The sequence below is a fragment of the Halorubrum shenae genome, assembly GCF_051194165.1.
Lineage (GTDB): Archaea > Halobacteriota > Halobacteria > Halobacteriales > Haloferacaceae > Halorubrum.
The window spans coordinates 1-20012 of record NZ_JBLZNI010000011.1; the positions used below are offsets into that span (position 1 = coordinate 1).

Genomic DNA, 20012 nt, shown 5'->3' on the forward strand with positions numbered 1-20012 from the left:
ACCGCCAAATCATACAGAAAGTGACTATTTAGTGGTGTTCAGACAGCACTCTCTCGACTCGTTCGAGAAGTAACGATTGTCTAGATAACGATTGTAAATGATAATCTGAATCGCGTCTACACAAGGCCGTATACTTGTATGTGTGCGGTCGTAGCGGCGCCCAATTCGAAGTAGCGGTGCTAGATGACGTGACTCCCGAGTCGGTACCGCAGACGGAAGTCCATGCAGCACTCGAATCGGACCGCTCTCTGGTCCGCCAACGGGGTGCACGCGGCTGTGCGTCGCTCGCTGCGGACGACGTGGACGGAGTCAGTCCGTCTGTCGAGGAATGGGTGCGGTGTTACACGAACACAAGCAGGGCGTCGTCCAGACCGCCGCCTCGGCGTTCCAAATGGTTGGGGCGATCGACGCATCGAGTCAATTTGACCCCACTCCCCTCCTCTGGAGTGGACCAGGGAGTTAGCCACAGTATCAATTACAGGTGTATAGGTGTAATGCTAGGTTAGGTCAATGAAATCTCTAGCTCGAACTCGTTGGCAGTGGCGAGAATGATCTCGGGCACGTCCTCCTCAAACCACTCCCCTTTCGAGCGGTTTGCGGGAATCGCGACGCTGAACGCACCAAGGACCCGCTGATTAGGTCCGGTGACTGGGACGCCGACTGCCTTCACGCCGTCTAGCTGCTCCTCGTGATTGAAGGCGTAACCCTGCTCGTCGATAGTTTTGAGTTCGGCTAGCAACGTCTCTTTGTCAGTAATAGTCTGCTCCGTTATGGGTTCGAGCCCGTGTTGGTCGATGATCTCTTCAACGCGCTCCTCGGGGAGTGCCGAGAGGATCGACTTCCCGGCTGCCGTGGCGTGGAGTGGAAATCGCTTCCCGACAGTCGAATACGTCCACACAGCATGGTCCCCTGAGAACGTGTAGATGTAGACGCCCTTACCGTGTTCCTCGACGGCAAAAACGGCTCGTGAGTCCGTCTCCGACGCTAATCGCTTCGTATACGATTCCGCGGTCGTATACGGTTCCTTCCGCGTGCGGACGTACTCACCCAGCTCTAGAAATGCGAGTCCCAGATGGTAGATATCGCCCTCTTTGACGACGTAATTCGCTTCCACCAACGTCGCTAGGTGGCTGTGGACTGTACTCGGGGCGATGTCCAGCTCCTCGGCGAGTTCCGTCACTCTCGCACCGCTGCGCTCTTTGAGCAACTCGATGATTTCGAACGACGTCTTCGTCGTCGAAAGTGTGCGCGTGTTCGTGTTCTTTGCCATATCATGATTAATTGTACCAGTCATATAAATAATTCGCTATAACCGAATGTGCACCGGTTCGTGGGTGTGATCAACATTCTCAATATATAAGTTACCAATAGCCCAGCATCAAAATAGTATTTAAAATTCGTCTCTAGTAAATGTCGACCGATCTCGTCAACGTATCTGTTTGAACGCACCGATGATCTCATCTTGAACTGTCGTCGCTCTCGCTCGCTCTAGCCCGAAAGAGACGATATCGGGCATTTGACCGCGCTTGACTCGATTCGTAGTAAGCAACACCGCTGTAGCCTTTCGCATATCTTGAATCGGCCTAGAGAATTGAGAGTGATTTGTCCGATCCATCTGTGCGGTCTAATAGTCATCTTCGCCGCAAAGCGGTTCGATTCGACGGATTCGGTGTCCGTCGGAGGCGATGACTACCGCTCGGGCTCTCTCGGACCCATTCGATATGTGTGAAAGAAGCGGACCCTGATCGGGTGCCGGGTGATACAGACTGCCGTAGGTCAGTCCCTACCGACCGCTCGGTGTCGGGCGGTCGTCGCGGGACGCCGGTACAACGAACCCCATCGGTGCTGCTGCCGCGATACGTCCTCGAACGCGCCGGTCAGATGTCTAGCATTTCGCGCGTGTCGGCGGGAGTTGCGACAGGCCGTTCGAGTTCGTCGGCAATACGGGCAGTCCGGCGGACAAGCTGGGCGTTGCTCTCGGCAAGTTCGCCTTTGCGGTAGTAGACGTTGTCTTCCATCCCGACACGGACGTGGCCGCCCATTGTGATGGCCGCTGTCGTCATCGGGAGTTGGTGCTTGCCGACCGCGAGACACTGCCACTCGACGGGGTCGGGTAAGTTGTCGACGAAGGCTTTCATGTTATGGGGACCGGACGGCATTCCGTTTTGCATCCCGAAGATGACCGTCGCCCAGTAGGGTTCCGCTAGGAGGCCCTCGTCGATGAGGTGTTCCGCCTCTGGAATATGGCCTGGATTGAACAGTTCGAGTTCGGGTTTGACCCCGGCCTCACGCATTCGCTCGGCGTACTCCTCGTTCTGTTCACGCGTGTTCTCGGCCGTCCGCGTCTGGCCGAAGTTGATGGGACCCAGATCGACGGTTGCCATCTCCGGTCGTGGGTCCGTTTCCAGCACCGGAGCGATGCGCTCTTCTCGCGGGTAGATACCACCACCGCCCGTGGTGAAATTGACGATGATGTCATCGCAGTACTCGTCGATCGCATCCCTGATCTCTTGGTATCTAGCGACCGACTTCGTCTTCTCACCGCGTTCGTCACGGGCATGGAGGTGGACGATCGACGCCCCCGCCTCTTCACAGGCGGCGACGTCCTGTGCCACTTCGACGGGCTGGGTCGGGAGGTTCGGATTCGCCTCCTTTCCTTGGTGTCCCCCAGTCGTCGCGACGGAAATGATGAGCTTTCGGTCGAAGTAATCTTTGTAGCCACTGTATGGCATACCTCAATCCATCCATTTCATCGTGTTAATTCTTCCGGGGGCGCGTCTGGAACGGCCGTTTCGTGACGCCACTCGATTCACCGGCCATTTCTGGGTGGTACGTCTGTGCGTGTGTGACGAGCGTGTTCCCGGCGTGAAACCCTAATTTTTATTAATCACTATTAGAGAAGAGAGGGTATGCAGCAAGATAGCACAGCTTTGGTTACCGGTGGCGGCCGTGGAATCGGCCAAGCCATTTGTGTCGAGCTAGCACGACACGGGGCCGACATCGTTGTCGCTGACCTCGACTTCGACGAGATGCAGGAGACAGTCGAACTCGTCGAAGCCGAGAACAAGCGTGCCCGTGCAGTAGAGACCGACGTCACCGACCTCGAGTCAGTTGAATCGACGGTCGAGACCGCACTTGAGGAGTTCGGCAGCGTGGAGTGGCTCGTCAACAATGCCGGCATCGCGGGACCGACTGCGCCGTGCGAGTCCATCGACTCGACAGAGTGGGACGACACTCTTGACGTGAACCTCCGGGGAGCGTTCTACACCTGTCGGACGTTGCTTCCCTCGATGAAACGACAATCATACGGCCGCATCGTCAACATCGCCTCGGTGACGGGGAAGCGGCCGCTTACGCAGCGAACACCGTACGCGGCTTCGAAGATGGGGCTCATCGGATTCACGCGAACGCTTGCCGCCGAGGTCGGTGACCACGACATCAACGTCAACGCCATCTGTCCGGGATCAGTCGACGGTCCCCGCATCCAGCGAGTCTTCGAGGAGAAAGCACAGGCGACCGGCCGGTCCTACGAGGCTGTTCGGTCGGACGCCGAGGAACAGAGCCCTCGGCACGAACTGGTTAACAGAGAGGATGTCGCGAACACGGTCGCGTTCCTCTGCTCGCCCGACGCCGACAAGATGACTGGGCAGGATCTCAACGTCTCAGCGGGCAAAGTAATGTATTGAAGCGACTCGACACGCGAGACGACGGAACGAAATCCGCCCGGTGAGAGCGATGACTGAGAAAGCGTATCGTATGATCGATCATAAACTATATATTATAGGACTGTCCACAGCATATTGACGCAAACATGGCACAAGATAGCACCAATCAGACGAGGCGTCGATTCATGAAGAAAACCACCGTCGGCGGGTCCGCGATCGCATTGGGCGGCCTGGCGGGGTGTACAGGAGATTCGGGCGGTGACGGGTCAGACGGGTCTGGCGGATCGTCTTCGGACGGCTCGGACGGTTCGGACGGTTCGGACGGGTCCGGAGGCTCGATGACCTCGATGGCTTCCATCGCGAACAGACAGAACTCCTACTGGCTCAGCTGGGAGAAGGGCTACCTCGAAGCCGCCGAGGCGTTCGGCTACGACACGAACGTCCAGACGAACAACGGCGAGGTCCAGACCCAGCAACAGCAGTTCGACACGGCAGTCTCTAACGAGGCCGACTTCATCGTCGGCCAGACGTACACCAACGCCGCCGCAATTACGCTGGCGGAGACGCTGGTCGAGGCGGGCACCCCTGGTGTCCTCGCCGTCACCATCGCTGACTGGTACGTCCCGCAGGACGCCGGTGAGGAGTACGCGACGTTCTTCACGCCGCACTTTGTTAACCACGCTTACAGCGCCGCGAAGATGCTGTTCGAGGCGATGGGCGGCAGCGGGACGTTCGTTCATATCGAGGGGAACCGCGGCACTGCCCCGAACATCGGCCGGAACAAGGGTGTCGACTTGGCGATGCAGGAGTACCCCGACATCGAGATGGCGGGGTCACGCCAGCCGGGCAACTGGATTCGCTCGGACTCTCGCTCGGTCATGAACGACAAGGTCTCCCAGTTCGGCGACGACATCGACGGCTTCTTCGGCCAGAACGACGCCGTCGCGCTCGGTGGGATCACCGTCCTCGAAGAGAACGACATCGACGTGCCCGTCGTCGGCATCGACGCCAGCGAGCCTGGGCTCGCGGCCATCGCCGAGGATCGGATGACCGGAACTGTCTCGGGCATGGGCCCGTGGCAGGCCGGCTGGTCGGTCGCGAAATGTCACGACTATCTCAACGGCCACAAACTCAGCGACGCGGAGAAGATGATGTCGTTCAACGCGCCGGTCTGCGTCAAGAACCCCGACGACTGGACCGACACGATCGACCGGCTCCCGGTCGTCGACGCTGCCGACTACAACGAGGCGATCTTCTCGGGCGAGACGCCCTACGACTGGAAGAAGATGTCCGTCGTCGAGTCCGGCGAGGACGCCTGGGATCCCCAGATCGACATGCAGCCCATGAACCTCGACGACATGAAAGAAGTCCTCGACTGGAAGGAGGACGACAAACCGAGCGGCTATTCACTCCCGGGCGCCTACACCGATAGCGCGGTTCAAGAGGAGACCGCCCAGCTGTATCGGGACCGGTTCCAATCGAACCCGCTCAAATAATTCGTGTCACACTCCCCCATGGCATCAGAAACACACACCAACGCGACGGACGCGGACCGATCCGACCCGACCGGCGGAGGCGATCACAGCTTCCGCGTCGAGGGTATCTCGAAGTCGTTCCGGCATGTGCAAGCCCTCAAAGACGTGTCGCTGGCGGTCGACCACGGCGAGGTCATCGGTCTGGTCGGAGAGAACGGCGCGGGCAAGAGCACGCTCCTGAACATCTTGACCGGCGTGCTGCAGGCCGACGAGGGCCAGCTGTTCGTCGACGGAGAAGCGGTCACGTTCACGAACCCGCGCGAGGCGGCGAACTACGGTGTCTCGCTCGTCCACCAAGAGCAGGACATCATCAAGACCATGCGGGGGTACGAGAACCTTTATCTCGGTCGGGAGATCGAGCGCTTCGGCGTCCTCGAAAAAGAGAAGATGCGCAAGGAGGCGCAGGCCTTCGTCGACGACTTGGGCATCAACATCGACGTGGACGAGCGCGTCCGCGACTACTCGTTCAACGAGCGCCAGATGCTCGAGATCGCGAAGGCGTTTCACGTCTCGAAGAAGTCTGAGAATCCCGTAATCCTTCTCGACGAACCGACGGCCGGCCTTGAGGAAAGCGGCCGGAAGCTCCTCTTCGACCTCGTGAACGACCTGCGAGACCGGGCGACGTTCGTCTTCGTCTCCCACGAACTCGACGAGGTGCTGCAGATATCCGACCGAATCTACGTCCTCAAAGACGGAGAGCGCGTCGCCGACACGACCGCGGTCGAAGCCACCACGGGCTCACTGCAACAGGCGATGGTCGGCCGGGAGACCGCTGACGAGTACTACCGAGTCCCCGACCAGCAACGCGAAGCCGAACTCGGTGAGACGATGCTGACCGTAGACAAGGCGGTCCACGGTGATACGGTCGGACCGGTTTCGTTTTCCGTCCGTGAGGGTGAGATCTTCGGTATCGTCGGCGTCGAGGGCTCGGGCAAACAGCAGTTGGGTCGCCTGCTTGCGGGTGATCTCGACATAGCGCAGGGCTCGGTCTCGGTCGCCGGCACCACACTGCAGAGCCCGACGGTTTCCGATATGGTCGACGCAGGTGTCGGCTATATCCCGAAAGACCGGAAGTCCGAGGGCCTGTTACTCTACCAGTCGGTGTTAGTCAACACGTCTCTCGCGATGGTTCGTGACATGAACGGCAACATGCCGTTGCTCGACCTCGGCGCCGAACAGCAGGCGACCGTTGACGCCATAGAGGAACTGTCTATCAAGACGCCGGGCCCCAACGCGCTGGTTCACGGCCTGAGCGGTGGGAACCAGCAGAAGGTCGTCATCGCCCGCTGGTTGGCCCAAGAGACTCCGATACTCGTGATGGACAACGTGACTCGAGGCATCGACGTCGGTGCCAAAGAGGAGGTGTACCGTCTCTGCCGTGAGCTTACTGACCAAGGCGTCTCAATCGTGTTCATCGGCGACGAGCTGCCCGAAGTCATCGGCATGTCCAACCGCATCGCCGTGATGGCGAAAGGGGAGTTTGTCGGCGAGGCCATAGACGCCTCACCGGGCAACAAACCCACCGAACAAGACCTGATACAGGAGATGATCTGACAATGAGTACAAGTAGCGTCAGCGAGTGGATCACCGACCAACGAGAACAGCGCACGCTCCAAGACTGGATACAGGATCTAGGCCCGTTCGTCATGCTGTTCGGGTTGATAATCGCGTTCTCGTTGACAACGGATCGCTTTTTGACCGAAGCCAACCTGCTCGACAACGTCGCAAAAAACGCCGTCACGCTGTTGCTGGTCGCGCTCGCCGGGACCTTCCCCATTCTCCAGCAAAGCATCGATCTCTCTGTCGAGTCGATCGTACTGCTGACGGGCGTCGTGACCGTCGTCCTGATTTCGGAGTTCGGCTTGGGTCTCTTGGCTATCCCGATTGCCATCGGCGCCGGGATGCTCGCTGGCCTGTTCAACGGCATCATCTTCACGAAGCTCAAGGTGCCCTCGTTCCTCGTCACGCTCGGGACGCTCTCGGTGATGGCTGGGGTCGGGAAGATCATCACCGGCGGGTCGACGATTACGTTCCGGAACCCTGCCATCCGCACCATCTCAAACGGGGAGGTATTGGGCATCCCCAACCTCGTACTCTGGGGGCTGCTCATCTACGTCAGCACCATCGTGCTTGCCTTCCGGACGAAGTTCGGCCGGTACTGCTTCGCGCTGGGCGAGAACGAGCGTGTCGTCGAATTGGCCGGTGCAAAGGTCGACCGCTACAAGATCTACCCGTTCGTGCTGTCGGGACTGTTGTGTGGTATCGCCGGCGTCCTGCTGACGCTGCGCATTTCCTCGGCCTCTCCGAACATCGGGAGCGGACTCCTGCTCCCCAGCATCGCCGCCATCGTCATGGGCGGGACGGCGCTGACCGGCGGCGTCGGTGGACCTCACCGAACCATTCTGGGGGTGCTCGTCATCGCGGTCCTGAACAACGGCATGAACCTGCTCGGCATCGACTCGTTCGTCCAGGAGATAATCCTGGGACTCGTGGTGGTCGGGGCAGTCGCCCTGTCGATCGATCGTGAGAAGATCGACGTGGTGAAGTAAAGCGACGCGTCTCGGTTTCCCTTCTTTCGACTCCGTCGCCCCGTGCGACCCGCACGCTCTCGCCTCTCGTTAGCGTACGACACGGTATTGGACGCACACTGGTCGCGGTAAACAATTCACCACAGGTGCAGCACGCGCTCGAAGACGCTCTTTCGACCAACTGCAGCGACGGTCTCGTTCTTGTCTACGTCATCGATTACAGCGAGTTTATGTTCAACCCCAACCGCGACGGCCGAGGGGGGCTGGTAGGCTGGTATCAGAACGCGATTGAGGACCCCGACGGCCTGTTCGCGGAGACCACAGAACGGACCGACAAACACGACGCCGATCTGACCGTAATAGGAAGCTACGGTCGGACGGGTGTCGCACGCGTCCTGCTTAGGAGCGTGGCCGAACAGGTCGTCCGTCGCTCCGACTGCCCGACGATGGTGGTTCACTGAGCATTGCCCGCGGAATGAATATAAAAGACAGAACGAGCGGTCAGTCAGCGCTCACGACGGCGTCGACGTGACCACTCGGCACGGTGCCTTCGTTGGTCCAGCCGCGGCGTTCGTAGTACTCGTCAAGCGCCGCCTCGAAGTCCGGAAGCGAGTAGGGGAGCGTATCGTCTTCACGGTCGACACCGCGCCGGTTATTGAAGTGTCGTTCGAGGTCGACTACCTTCGACCCCACGTTCAGAAGCGCCTCGTAGTCGGTCGAGAAAAGCGCCTCGAACCGCTCGGGCGTCATGAACGAGAAGGCGAACCGGCAGACGATGCCACAGTCTTCCATCGCCCGGGCGTTCTCCTGTTTTACGACCATCTCTGGTTTCCCTTCAAGCGTATCCTTGGGGAGTGACTCGTCATTGGAGACGAGGGGATACTCGTAGTGGTACATCGTAGCGAACATGTGGTCTGCTCCCCGTGTGGCGACCGCATAGGACAGTCCCTGGCCGTTGAGCGTCCGGCCGTCGTGGGCCGCGAAGGACAGTCCCTTGACCGTCCAGTTCTCGACGTCGAGTTCCTCGTGGAAGCGGGCAATTCCCTCCGCGAGCAGATCGCCTTCGTCCTCCCGGTGAGCGATCTTCTCTACCGTCTCGTGGATCAACTCCGCGTTGCCGAACTCGTCTTCGCTCTCGAGGTAGGCGGCGACAACGTTGCCACAGGAGATTGTATCCATTCCGTAGCGGTCACACAGTTCGTTCGACTGCATCACGTCGACCACGTCGTCGACGGCACAGTTCGAGCCGAACGCCATCACCGTCTCGTACTCCGGTCCCTCGGTCTCGACACCCCGGTCCTCGTCTCTCGTCGGAATTTTACAGGCGAAGGCACACGATGAACAGGTCCCTTTCTTGTACTTCTTCTCGCCGACGGCCTCGCCGTTGATACCCCTCACACCCTCGAAGGACAGTTCCGAGAAGTATCGCGTCGGGAGTGCCTCCACCTCGTTCGCGAGGTCGGTGACGTTCGTCGTTCCCTGCTCTTTCATGAGGCTGTCACTCGTCGCGGCTTCGCGGTGGATGTCCATCTGGGCCGGGTCGATGTCGGCCTCGCGACGCGAGTCACCGTGGAAGGTGATCGCCTTGACGTTCTTCGCCCCCAAGACAGCACCGAGCCCGCCCCGCCCAAAGGCTCGACTCTCGGTCGTCATGATAGAGGCGAACCGAACGAGGTTCTCCCCGGCCGGGCCGATACAGGCCGTGTGTTCCTCGCTCAGGTCGTGTTCTGCTGCCATGTACTCCGTCACTTCGGGGACCGTTGCACCCTCGAGTTCCGAGACGTCCTCAAACTCGATCCCGTCGTCTGTGACATGGAGGGCCAGTAGGTCGTCGCTCTCACCGGTAATCTCGACGACGCTGTAGCCGGTGTCGGCGAAGTTCCGGGACATGAAGCCACCGGCGTTCGAGGAGAGCAGTCCGCCGGTCAACGGTGAGACGCCGGTACAGTTCATCCGGCCGGTGAAGCTCATGTTCGAGGTCTGCATCGGGCCGGTAGCGAAAAACAGGCTGTTGTCGGGGCCGAGCGGATCGACGTCGAACGGCACTCGCTCGTGGGCGAGTCGCGTCGCGACGCCCCGGCCGCCGATGAACGATTCGAGTACGTCCTCCACGTCCGTGGTGTGGGTTTCGCGCGCACCCACGTCTACGGTCAGTAGAGGTCCCGCTATGTGTAGCATACGACTGTGCCTCTCACTCGCACACATTAAGCGTTCTTACTGGGCGTCACTGGCTACCAAATTTTCTGACTCCGACTTACTTACGCGGTGAAGCCGCCGTCCATGACGAGGTTGTGACCAGTGACGAACGACGACTCGTCGCTGGCGAGAAAGAGCGCAGCGTCGGCGACTTCCTCGGGTTGTCCGGCCCGTCCGAGTGGCGTCTGATCGAGGATATCGTCGGCTGTCTCGCCGTCTTCCATCGTCATTGCCGTTTCGATGAAGCCGGGGTTGAGCGCGTTGACTCGGATATCGTTCTCGCCGTGCTCGATAGCGAGTTGCCGGGTCAGATTCGTCACGCCGCCTTTCGAGGTACAGTACAACGAGGAATCGTCCAGTCCACGAATGCCACCGATCGAGGACATGTTGATGATCGCGCCACTGCTCTCTTGGTCAACCATCTGCTGAATTGCGGCCTGGCTACCGAAGTAGACGCCCTTGAGGTTGATGTCCATCAGCCAGTCGTAGTCGTCCTCGCCGGCCTCTTCGATTGGGAGCTGGCGTTCGACACCGGCGTTGTTGACCATGACGTCGAGTGACCCGTAGGCGTCGACGGTCGCGTCAACTGCGGCCTGCAGGTCTGCGATGGAACTGACGTCACATTCGACGTACTGCGCCGTTCCCCCGGACTCCTCGATGAGTTCGTGGGTCGGGTCACCGCCCATGCGTGGGTCCTCGCGAATGTCGGCGACGGTGATGCTCGCACCTTCCTCCGCGAATCGCCGTGCGATTGCCCGTCCGTTGCCAGATGACGCGCCCGTTACTAACGCGGCCTTCTCACCGAGCTTCGTTGCCATGTCTTTCCGTGGTAACTTTCCGCACATAAGTGTTGTCGCTTCGGGTTGGTGGGGTCCGTCGGCCGAGGGTGCTCGGTCCTCAGCGCCGGCCGATATTCGCACAGATGTTCTTGATCTGCGTGTAGTTGTCGATGGCCTGAACGCCGTTCTCACGGCCGATGCCACTGTCTTCGAACCCGCCGAAGGGCGTCTCGTTGCCGCCGGCGAAGTACTCGTTGATATATATCTGGCCGGCGTCGACCTCGCGAGCGAATCGGTGAGCACGGCCGATGTTCTCGGTGTACACGCCGGCAACGAGGCCGTAGTCCGTCGCGTTCGCGAGTTCGATCGCCTCGTCTTCGTCCGCGAACGGCGTGACGGTGAGGACGGGGCCGAAGATCTCCTCTTGGGCGATCCGGGTGTCCATCGGCACGTCGTCGAAAATTGTCGGCTCGACGAAGTAGCCGTCACGGTCGAGCGTGCTCCCGCCAGTCACCGGGTCACCGACCTCCGATCGGCCGACGTCGACGTAGTCGAGGACCTTTTTCAGGTGATCTCGTGAGACGAGCGGTCCCACGTCGGCGTCCTCGATGCCCGGCCCGAGGTCCAGTTCGTGCACCCGCTCGACTAGGTCGTCGACGAAGTCCTTGTGGACGTCTTCGTGGACCAGTAATCGCGATCCGGCAGAGCAGACCTGGCCGGCGTTCGTGAAGATGGCCGTCATCGTTCCATCGAGCGCGGCCTCCCAGTCGGCGTCGGGGAAGATGACGTTCGGGCTCTTCCCGCCGAGTTCAAGATGGGCTTCGGTAACGTTCTCGATCGCACCCTTCGCGACGGCTTTCCCGGTCGGGCCGGAACCGGTGAAGGTGACTCCATCGACATCGGGATGGCCAGTGAGTGCCGCGCCGGCGTCGTCCCCGAACCCAGGGACGACGTTAAGGAGGCCATCCGGGAGTCCTGTCTCGGTAGCGAGTTTAGCGAGTTCGAGGGCCCCGATTGGCGTCTCCTCGGCAGGCTTGACGACGGCCGCGTTTCCGGCTGCCAGTGCGGGAGCGACGCTCCGGGCGAAGAGGTAGATCGGGACGTTCCACGGGACGATATGTGCAGTGACGCCCAGTGGTTCGCGGACGGTATAGTCGACGTACTCCTCGGAGAGTGGGATGGAGTCGCCTTGGATCTTGTCCGCGATTCCCGCGTAGTACTCGAAGTGACGGGCAACCCGTTCGACCTGTCCTCGGGCCTCGCTGAGGGGTTTACCGTTCTCGAGCGTTTCGACGCACGCGAGCCGGTCTTTCTCCTCGCGGATCGCGGTTCCGATGTCCGTGAGGAGTCGACTACGCTCTTCCGGTGGTCGCCGCTGCCAAGACTCGAACGCGTTACGGGAGATCGCGACTGCGTCGTCGACGTCGTCGGCCGTTCCCATGGCGACCTCGGTGAGCGTCTCCTCGGTCGCGGGGTCCACGACTGCCAGCCGTTCGTCGGTCGTGGCTGGTCGCTCGTCCCCGTCGATCCACAGATCGTACGTGTCGCTAACCGTCGCGACTGCTTGGTTCGACATTGACAGGTAAACCGAGCTCCTCCTCAGTCAAATAGATTGTGCGTCAATGCACGGGTAACCCGATAGCGTGCCTTGCCAAATAGCGTGCCTTGCCAAACAAATGTAAGGGTACAATCATAACTTTTAATATCCGTTCTTCGGAAGCTACTTGTGCTATGTTAGAGAGTGACGCTCTAGTCGTGGATTCAGTGTCCCACTGTTTCAACCACACAGAGGATAATCTGAAACATCCACACGCTCAGCGTTGGAACGATGAGACGTACGAACTCGGCGAGCAACTACAGCCCGACGAATACGTCCACCCGAAGGAAGTATTCTACCGCGACCACTCGGTTGAGGAACTCGAACGGCTGCTCTTTCTTGAGAGCCAGGTTGACTACACGAACTACCATTCGCTCCCCCTAGACGACTACTTCCACGATGGACTGGTTGCTCGCGACAAAGGGTTCGAACTCCGCGATCGGAATCCCAATCGCGTGTCGATGTACGTCGACATCAACCCGCTCGACGACGACGCCGTCGAGCAGGTCGAGTATTACGTGGAAGAGAAAGACGTCGAAGGTATCAAGCTCTATCCCTCACGCTATCAGAACGGACAGGACCTCTCGCTGCAACTCAACGAAGACGCGGTCCGGCCAGTTCTCGAGAAGGCCGCCGAGCTGGACGTGACCTCTGTCGGGATTCACAAGTTCATTCCGTTCGCGACGGCACCCGTCCGTTACTTCCGGATGGGTGACGTCGAGGACGCCGCCAACGCCTTCCCCGACCTCAACTTCGAAGTCATCCACGCGGGCTTCTCGTTCCTCGAAGAGACGGTCTTCGCGATGGCGAGTCACGAAAACGTCTACGCAAACCTTGAGAACACGATCCACATGGCTGCCACGCGGCCCCGCAAGTTCGCCCGGTCGCTCGGCGAGATGCTCTACTGGGCTGGTCCGGACCGCATCGTGTTCTCCGGTGGGTCGACCGCCCTCCACCCACAGGCTGCCATCGAGGCCTTCCAGGACTTCCAGATTCCCGAAGAGATGCGTGCAGGTAACGACTACCCCGAAGTGACCGACGAGATCAAAGAGAAGATCCTCGGGAAGAACGCACTCCGACTCTTGGACAAGGACCCCGAGCAGGTCCGCAAGGACATCCAGGGCGATAAGTGGGACAAGCTCCGCCAGGAACGGAAAGAAGACGATGACTTCCCGGCCGAACCGTGGTCGACCTACGAGACGCCAGCATAACAATGAGTGTCTACGACACAGACGTAGACCCCGAGGCCGACCTTGGCCACGTCACGCCCGACACAGAATTCGACAGCGACCTCGCGATGGACATCAAGGCGCAACTGCGGGAGGTACTCGACCCATGCAGTTGCATGAGCGACCACCCGATCGACATCGTCGACCTCGGTCTCGTCGACGACATCACCGTCGACGAGGGGGCGGGTGAGGCACGGGTCGACATCCTGCTGACCTCACAGCGGTGCATGTACGTTATCGACATCACCGACGAGATACAGGAGCGGGTCGAGTCACTCCCGGATATCGAGACGGCAGACGTCCACCAGGTGACCTCGGGGAAGGTCTGGACGGCCGAACGCATGTCTGATGCCCAGCGAAAAGAGCGCCGCGAGCGGTTCGATGAACGAATCGAAGCTGCAGACATCACCCCGTACGCCGAACGGACGGACTGACCGATGACAGATACGGTCCTGGTCCCGGTCGACGATTCGGCGCAGGCGACCGCTGCCGTCGAACACGCGGTCACTCACTACGCCGAGGCCGACATCACGCTGTTGCACGTCATCCAGTACACCGAGAAGAAGACCAGTCTCTCACGAGGTGGCCGTGGCCGTGACGAGGGCTGGTACGCTGCCGAACGCGAGGTCGCCGAGGAACTGCTTGCGGAGGCCAGCGAGCTCGCCGAGTCTCACGGCGTCGGGGTCAGTACTCTGATCGAGGACGGCAGCCCGTCGACTGAGATACTCGACTTCGTGACCCAACACGACGTAGACGTCATCGTGATGGGCTTCCGAAAGCGGAGTCCGACCGGGAAGGCCCTGTTCGGATCGACCGCCCAAGATGTCCTCCTGTCGACAAACTGTCCGGTTGTCACCGTCCCGGCACCAGAGAACTGACGGCCCACCGGCACGTCGCGTTCGATCTGTCGTTTGAGCGCTGTGTGCCTCACCAATTCCGCTCTTCCAGTTGAATCGATGCTCGAAACGCCGCTATCTGGCGTTCTCGAGGTTATCGAGTGTCTCGGGGTTCTCGATACTGGACATGTCTCCCAGATCTTCGCCCGTGTAGGTCGCCTCAACGGCTCGGCGGATGACTTTTCCCGACTGCGTTTTGGGGAACTCGTCGACGAAGAGGACCTCCCGTGGGCGGAAGGGCTTGCCGTGTCCCTGCCCAACCATCGCACGAATTTCTTCGCGCAACTCGTCGCTCTCATCGGCTCCGTCCTCGACGATCGTATAGAGAACGACGGCAGTTCCGGTCGTGTCGTCGGGGACGCCGACTGCTGCCGCCTGGTTCACACTGTCGTGTTCCATCGCTGCGCCTTCGACCTCCGCTGGCCCGACCTTGCGGCCCGCGACGTTGAGCGCGTCATCGGAGCGACCATGGAGGAACCAGAGCCCGTCCTCATCTTTCTGTGCCCAGTCGCCGTGATCCCACATCGGTGGGTCCTCGAACGTCTGCCAGTACTCGTCGAGATATCGATCGTCGCCGCTCCAGAGCGACTTCGTCATCGACGGACAGGAATCCCGAGCTACGAGGTACCCGCGTTCGTGACCCTCACGGACGCTTTCCCCGCTCTCGTTGACGATGTCGATGTCCATGCCCAACCCCGGCCCGCCGAGTGTCCCGGGCTTGAGCGGTTGTGTCGGCATCGGCATGAGGAAACAGCCCATGATTTCGGTCCCGCCGGAGATGTTGATGATCGGCGTGTCCCCACCGCCGACGTGCTCGTAGAACCACAGCCAAGACTCGGAATCCCACGGTTCGCCGGTCGAGCCGAGCAGGCGCAAGCTGGAGAGGTCGTGGCCCTCGACCCACTCGTCGCCCTGCTTCCTGAGCGCCCGGATCGCAGTGGGGGAGATGCCAAACTGGGTCAGCTTGTGGCGGTCGATCATTTTCCAGAATCGATCGGGATCAGGGTAGTCTGGTGCACCCTCGTACATGACCATCGTCCCGCCGAAGGTATGTGTCCCGATGAGGGTCCACGGTCCCATCATCCAGCCGATGTCACTGACCCAGAGGAACCGATCCGATGGCTTGAGATCGAACCCGAAGTGTAGCTCCTTCGAAGCCTGGAGTAACGGTCCGGCGTGGGTGTGGACGATGCCTTTGGGTTCCCCTGTCGTTCCCGACGAGTACAGCAGCATGGATTCCTGGTCCGAGGGGAGCTGCTTCGTCTCGTAATCGTCGTCCTGGGACTCGACGGCGTCAGCCCAGTGTTCATCCCGGTCGTCGGTCCACGGGATCTCACCATCGGACGCGAGCCCGAGCCGGTCGTAGACGATTGTGTGCTCAACGTGGCCGGCCTGTTCAATCGCCTCGTCGGCTGTCGCTTTGAGCGTGATCTCGCCGCCTCGGCGCTGAAATCCGTCGCCGGTGAAGAGGACTGAACACGCCGCGTCGTCGATTCGCGTCGCAGCGGCGTCGACGCCGAAGCCCGAGAAGATGGGGACGGCGATGGCGCCCACCTTGAAACAGCCGTAGAGGATCGAGACGACCTCCGGAACCATCGGCATGTAGAGGCCAACGGTATCTCCGGTCTCGATCCCCCGTTCTTCGAGGGCGTTTGCGACCATGTTTGTCTGCCGGTGGAGTTCGTGATACGTGACCTCTCGGGTCTCACCGTCTTCACCCTCCCAGATGGTCGCGACCTTGTTCCGGGTCTCGCTGTCGACGGCTGCGTGTCTGTCGAGAACGTTGTGGGCAATGTTGAGTTCGCCTCCCGGGTACCAGTCGGTGAACTGGGGGCCATCGGTGTCATCCCTGATGCGGTCGTAATCTTCGAAGAACTCGATGCCGAGGTAGTCGACGAGTTCGTCCCAGAACCAGTCGACACCCGATTCGGGAACACCGTCGACCGTCGACGTAGTCCGCGCTACGAGCTCGTCGTAGTCGTCGATGTCGTACGTCTGCATGAATTCCCAGACGTTCGTCGACTCCACGAACGCTCGGCTGGGTTCGTGAACAATATCCGTCTCTGCCGGTGAATTCTCTTGCTCTGCCATGGTCGCGTAGATGTGTGTGTGCCCGGATACTTAACCTGACGGTCACCACTTTATAGGGTCGGACTCGCTACTCCTCGGTTCCGCCTCCCTCAAAGTGCCCTTCGCCTTTGTACATCTGTCCGTGCTCGACGTACAGCTCGTGGACGCGACTGATCTCGTCGCGCTGTGTATCGGTGAGCGGTTTCGTCTCCGCCGGTGCCCCGTACGCGAGGTGGCCGTCCGGAATCACCTGTCCTTCCGTGACCAGGCTCCCCGCGGCAACTAGGCACTCGGATTCGACGGTCGCGTCCTTCTGGATCGTACTCGACATCCCGACGAGGGAGTGGTCCGCGACGGTCGCGTAGTCGACGACGACGTTGTGGCCGATGGTTACTTCGTCACCGATACTCGCACCGTGGAGCATCGAAAACTCTTGGACGTTCGTCTCTGTACCAACTGTCGTCGAGCCGCGGTCGCCACGCAGGCAGACGAACGGCCACAGGCTCGACCGGGCTCCGACGGTCACGTCACCGATCAGATACGCCATCTCGGACACGAAGGCGGACGAATCTACAGCTGGTGTCGCTGCTTTTAGGGAACGCTGCATACAGCCATTACTGATGCATGACCGATTAAATCTTCCCTCCCGCACTGGCTACGACTGATTTCGGAGTAGCGAACCTGATAGCGTCCCGTCGCCGGTCAGTTTCGTGACGACGATGACGACTGCGAATGCCCCCATCGACACGATAAGGAGCCGCATCGCGGTCGTGATCGCGTACTGATCGCTGACGACGCCCATGACGACGGGCAAGATGGAGAGACCGACGAAGTTCGCACTGATCGCGATCGCGTTGACCGGGCCGCTGTGATTCGGAACCGTATCGATACCGAACGCGGAGAGCGTCGGGAAGAATCCGGAGACACAGAGACCAACGACGAAAATCCCGATAATCAATCCGATGCCGGTCCCGAGATAGAACACGTAGGCGAGCACGGGAACCGCGACGACCGAGAGGGCGAGGACGAGGGTCAGTGGTGCGATCCGGTCGGCAAGGTGGCTATAGACGAGTCGACCGGGGATGTACGCAGCGAGGAAGATAGACAGGACGACGTTGGCCGTCGATTGCGGGAAATACTGGCCGGCGAAGGTTGGTAACCACGTGAAGAACCCGCCTTCGATCCCGCCACTGAACAGGAGCGCGACTGCCATCCCGAGGATAGATGGATTCCGGAGTAACTCGCCGAGGTCCGACAGAGCAAACGAGTGGCCGTGGTCGAGATCTGCCGGGAGTTCAAGTGCGATCAGCATGACGACGGACGGAAGAAAGACCAGTGCCAGGACAAAGAAGGTAGTCTGCCAGGTGCTCGTCGCGAGCACCTGATTCACGAACAGCGGTCCGATGGTCGCACCCACCGCCCATGTCAGCGCGTAGAGGTTGAACAACTGGCCGCGACTGTCGGGATAGAGCGCGCTCAACAATGGTCTGTCAAGACCTCGAAAGATGCCGATCGTGATGCCTTGGCCGAGGAGGAAGAAGAGCAGGAACACGTACGTCGGGGCTTGACTCAGAAGACCGAGGAAAATCGCCGTCCCAGCGGCGCCGAGCAGGAGAAAGCGACGGGTGTCGAGTCGATGCGCGGCGAAGCCGACGGTCACCGCAGCGAGCAGGTATCCGAGCGTGCCAGCTGGTGCCACGAGTCCGAGGAAACTGTTCGAAACGGTGAACGATTCCTTGATACTCGGAAGGAGCGCGCCACGGACCTGCGACGTGATTCCGTTTCCGACGACGAACGAAAACAGTGCTACCGTCCAGAGCGTTCGCTTGTGCATCTCGTCACTCAACTGCTCGCAACTCGTCGATATAAACCTACTCTCTCGGACCCGCCGATTTCGAACGGCGATATTAAGTTACAGACGGTCGGTTGGGATTTCGTATATTCTCTGTCGGAATTCAATTGCATTGATAATTCTACTGAATAGATTGACTTGGAGTTTGTGGAGCGAGAGCTAAGCCCCCACGAGAAATTATTGAAGCCGGTATTCAACTCTGCCTTGTCAAACTATCATTTCCAAATACAATATGTTATAATTATAAGTTGGCCGTCAATCGAAGCTAGACAGCCATTCACAACTGAACTCAAAAGGCCAGTCAACAGTTTTCTGACGGGGCAACTCCGAATCGTATTCGGATCGATAAGACTACGATTCAGATTCAGTCGAACAGATACTGGCTACATCTGTCCGCTAACTATTATGCAAGTCACGCCATATATGAGAAATTTGTTTAAAGACATTACTTTATTCTGTTATTTCTTTATTACTATTGGCGAAAGCACCACATTAACGATTCGCTGTTTCTCGTTGGCTCTGGGGGAGATCTCACAGTTGCACTCTCATGAACCTCATTTCAGTTTTAAATTACTCACCGTGGAATCGGAATCCCGGCAAACATATATTCAGAGAAATAAGATAATGAATCTATCTGATATCAAATATATTTAGAAGTGCGGAGCCCGGGACAGCAGAATCATATCTCCGAGCCTTCGCCGTCCGCTGGAACCGATGCTTAAGCTACCACGACCGACCGCGTTGCCCTCGTCAACGAAGCGATCGAGAGTTACGACGCACCGTGCTACGAGACCCAGTTCGCCACAGCCGTCTTCGACGTCCTTGATGAAGAGCTCGAGGGCAATGATTCGAAGCGTCGGTATCGGTCTGACATCGACGAGTACTCCGAGATGCGCAGCGCGAACGTTGCGCCGGCGACGCTCGAAGGCGAGATGTGGACGCTGCGGATGTTCGCGGAGCACCTCGAACAGATCGACGCTGTCAAGTACGGCGTCTCGGACTCCGTGGGTTCGAGATCCCGCAGGTCGCGCCGAAGCACGTGAAACGGACTCCCGACGGTGACCATTTACGGCTCCGTGTCCCGTCGGGGAAGAACACAACCGGAAGTAGCGGGAAGCCTCGCAATGCCTCCCTCCCGAAGGATGTCGGAGGCGATATCTACCGAGACACTCGGTCGGAAGACATCGGCCGCTACGAGTCAATCTCTCCGTCGACTTGTACAATGTCGCTCATGCGGTCACCTCCTGTGCGCGCGCCCACACCCACGCGTCGCCCTTCTCGTCGAGTATGTCGGCGTCGAAGCCGCACAGGTCGCGCAGGTAGTGCGTCCAGAACTCGCGGTCGAACGACGCCGGGACGTCGCTCTCGGCGGTCGAATCGGCGAACTCGTCTTGGTGCGTCGGCGGTGTTGGGACGGTCATTCGTCTTCGCCCTCAGCGATCTCCTCGCAGACGACCTCGCGGAGCTCCTCGAGCAGATCTGGGTGATGCTCCTCGAGCATCTCGATCTCTTCAGGGAGTTGCTCTCGGATCCGTCGACGCACCCGGGAGACCGCCTGGTAGCGCTTGGAGTCGGCGACATCAGCCTCTCCAGAGATCCGGTCCTGTTCTGTGTCCGTGATAAGCCCGCGAGACTTGGCCATACGGGCGGGTTTTGTGTCACCCA

At 59.7% G+C, this 20012-nt stretch carries 18 protein-coding genes and 1 pseudogene; 9 read left to right on the forward strand and 10 right to left on the reverse strand.

Annotated features, from left to right (window positions below):
- Nucleotides 1–502: 502 nt before the first annotated feature.
- Together ACNS88_RS12615 and ACNS88_RS12620 are read right to left on the reverse strand one after the other, a co-directional pair.
- Nucleotides 503–1270 carry an IclR family transcriptional regulator gene (locus ACNS88_RS12615; RefSeq protein ID WP_435098163.1) on the reverse strand — a complete coding sequence of 256 codons (768 nt, stop codon included), beginning with the start codon at nucleotides 1268–1270 and terminating at the stop codon, nucleotides 503–505.
- A gap of 607 nt (nucleotides 1271–1877) precedes the next feature.
- Nucleotides 1878–2732, reverse strand: a complete 855-nt coding sequence (locus ACNS88_RS12620; RefSeq protein ID WP_435098166.1) for a beta-keto acid cleavage family enzyme — start codon at nucleotides 2730–2732, stop codon at nucleotides 1878–1880.
- A 177-nt stretch (nucleotides 2733–2909) separates the two neighbouring features.
- Here ACNS88_RS12620 and ACNS88_RS12625 point away from each other — a divergent pair, with 177 nt between their 5' ends.
- The 5 genes from ACNS88_RS12625 to ACNS88_RS12645 all read left to right on the forward strand — a co-directional run bounded on the left by ACNS88_RS12625 (nucleotide 2910) and on the right by ACNS88_RS12645 (nucleotide 8189).
- Complete coding sequence (locus tag ACNS88_RS12625) at nucleotides 2910–3686, forward strand: SDR family NAD(P)-dependent oxidoreductase (protein WP_435098169.1); 777 nt, start codon at nucleotides 2910–2912, stop codon at nucleotides 3684–3686.
- Nucleotides 3687–3811: 125 nt separating this feature from the next.
- On the forward strand, nucleotides 3812–5161 hold the full coding sequence (locus tag ACNS88_RS12630; RefSeq protein ID WP_435098172.1) for a sugar ABC transporter substrate-binding protein: 1350 nt from the start codon (nucleotides 3812–3814) through the stop codon (nucleotides 5159–5161).
- 18 nt (nucleotides 5162–5179) lie between these two features.
- Nucleotides 5180–6754 carry a sugar ABC transporter ATP-binding protein gene (locus tag ACNS88_RS12635; protein ID WP_435098175.1) on the forward strand — a complete coding sequence of 525 codons (1575 nt, stop codon included), beginning with the start codon at nucleotides 5180–5182 and terminating at the stop codon, nucleotides 6752–6754.
- A gap of 92 nt (nucleotides 6755–6846) precedes the next feature.
- Nucleotides 6847–7749: an ABC transporter permease gene (locus ACNS88_RS12640; RefSeq protein ID WP_435098369.1), complete on the forward strand. Its 903-nt coding sequence runs from the start codon at nucleotides 6847–6849 to the stop codon at nucleotides 7747–7749.
- 125 nt (nucleotides 7750–7874) lie between these two features.
- The gene (locus ACNS88_RS12645; RefSeq protein WP_435098178.1) at nucleotides 7875–8189 is read left to right on the forward strand and encodes a universal stress protein; all 315 of its coding nucleotides are present in this window, start codon (nucleotides 7875–7877) and stop codon (nucleotides 8187–8189) included.
- Nucleotides 8190–8229: 40 nt separating this feature from the next.
- Here ACNS88_RS12645 and ACNS88_RS12650 read toward each other — a convergent pair whose 3' ends face one another.
- The 3 genes from ACNS88_RS12650 to ACNS88_RS12660 all read right to left on the reverse strand — a co-directional run bounded on the left by ACNS88_RS12650 (nucleotide 8230) and on the right by ACNS88_RS12660 (nucleotide 12279).
- Nucleotides 8230–9906, reverse strand: coding sequence for an aldehyde ferredoxin oxidoreductase family protein (locus tag ACNS88_RS12650; RefSeq protein WP_435098181.1), 1677 nt, complete (start codon nucleotides 9904–9906; stop codon nucleotides 8230–8232).
- Between the two features lie 80 nt (nucleotides 9907–9986).
- Nucleotides 9987–10742 carry an SDR family NAD(P)-dependent oxidoreductase gene (locus tag ACNS88_RS12655; RefSeq protein WP_435098184.1) on the reverse strand — a complete coding sequence of 252 codons (756 nt, stop codon included), beginning with the start codon at nucleotides 10740–10742 and terminating at the stop codon, nucleotides 9987–9989.
- A gap of 79 nt (nucleotides 10743–10821) precedes the next feature.
- Nucleotides 10822–12279 carry an aldehyde dehydrogenase family protein gene (locus ACNS88_RS12660; protein ID WP_435098187.1) on the reverse strand — a complete coding sequence of 486 codons (1458 nt, stop codon included), beginning with the start codon at nucleotides 12277–12279 and terminating at the stop codon, nucleotides 10822–10824.
- Nucleotides 12280–12458: 179 nt separating this feature from the next.
- Here ACNS88_RS12660 and ACNS88_RS12665 point away from each other — a divergent pair, with 179 nt between their 5' ends.
- The 3 genes from ACNS88_RS12665 to ACNS88_RS12675 are packed head-to-tail and all read left to right on the forward strand — an operon-like array spanning nucleotide 12459 to nucleotide 14407.
- Entirely contained in the window at nucleotides 12459–13511 is a 1053-nt protein-coding gene (locus ACNS88_RS12665) for an amidohydrolase family protein (RefSeq protein WP_435098190.1), read from the forward strand.
- A gap of 2 nt (nucleotides 13512–13513) precedes the next feature.
- Complete coding sequence (locus ACNS88_RS12670) at nucleotides 13514–13963, forward strand: metal-sulfur cluster assembly factor (protein WP_435098193.1); 450 nt, start codon at nucleotides 13514–13516, stop codon at nucleotides 13961–13963.
- Nucleotides 13964–13966: 3 nt separating this feature from the next.
- Complete coding sequence (locus tag ACNS88_RS12675; RefSeq protein WP_435098196.1) at nucleotides 13967–14407, forward strand: universal stress protein; 441 nt, start codon at nucleotides 13967–13969, stop codon at nucleotides 14405–14407.
- 93 nt (nucleotides 14408–14500) lie between these two features.
- Here ACNS88_RS12675 and ACNS88_RS12680 read toward each other — a convergent pair whose 3' ends face one another.
- The 3 genes from ACNS88_RS12680 to ACNS88_RS12690 all read right to left on the reverse strand — a co-directional run bounded on the left by ACNS88_RS12680 (nucleotide 14501) and on the right by ACNS88_RS12690 (nucleotide 18329).
- Nucleotides 14501–16516, reverse strand: coding sequence for an AMP-binding protein (locus ACNS88_RS12680; RefSeq protein WP_435098199.1), 2016 nt, complete (start codon nucleotides 16514–16516; stop codon nucleotides 14501–14503).
- Nucleotides 16517–16583: 67 nt separating this feature from the next.
- Nucleotides 16584–17102 carry a gamma carbonic anhydrase family protein gene (locus tag ACNS88_RS12685; protein WP_435098202.1) on the reverse strand — a complete coding sequence of 173 codons (519 nt, stop codon included), beginning with the start codon at nucleotides 17100–17102 and terminating at the stop codon, nucleotides 16584–16586.
- Between the two features lie 48 nt (nucleotides 17103–17150).
- Nucleotides 17151–18329, reverse strand: a complete 1179-nt coding sequence (locus ACNS88_RS12690; RefSeq protein WP_435098205.1) for an MFS transporter — start codon at nucleotides 18327–18329, stop codon at nucleotides 17151–17153.
- 952 nt (nucleotides 18330–19281) lie between these two features.
- Here ACNS88_RS12690 and ACNS88_RS12695 point away from each other — a divergent pair.
- Nucleotides 19282–19551, forward strand: a pseudogene (locus ACNS88_RS12695) (hypothetical protein); the annotation flags it as partial.
- Nucleotides 19552–19576: 25 nt separating this feature from the next.
- Here ACNS88_RS12695 and ACNS88_RS12700 read toward each other — a convergent pair.
- The gene (locus ACNS88_RS12700) at nucleotides 19577–19768 is read right to left on the reverse strand and encodes a hypothetical protein (RefSeq protein WP_435098208.1); all 192 of its coding nucleotides are present in this window, start codon (nucleotides 19766–19768) and stop codon (nucleotides 19577–19579) included.
- Nucleotides 19765–19989: a hypothetical protein gene (locus ACNS88_RS12705; RefSeq protein WP_435098372.1), complete on the reverse strand. Its 225-nt coding sequence runs from the start codon at nucleotides 19987–19989 to the stop codon at nucleotides 19765–19767. The genes ACNS88_RS12700 and ACNS88_RS12705 overlap by 4 nt, the downstream gene beginning before the upstream one ends.
- Nucleotides 19990–20012 lie beyond the last annotated feature (23 nt).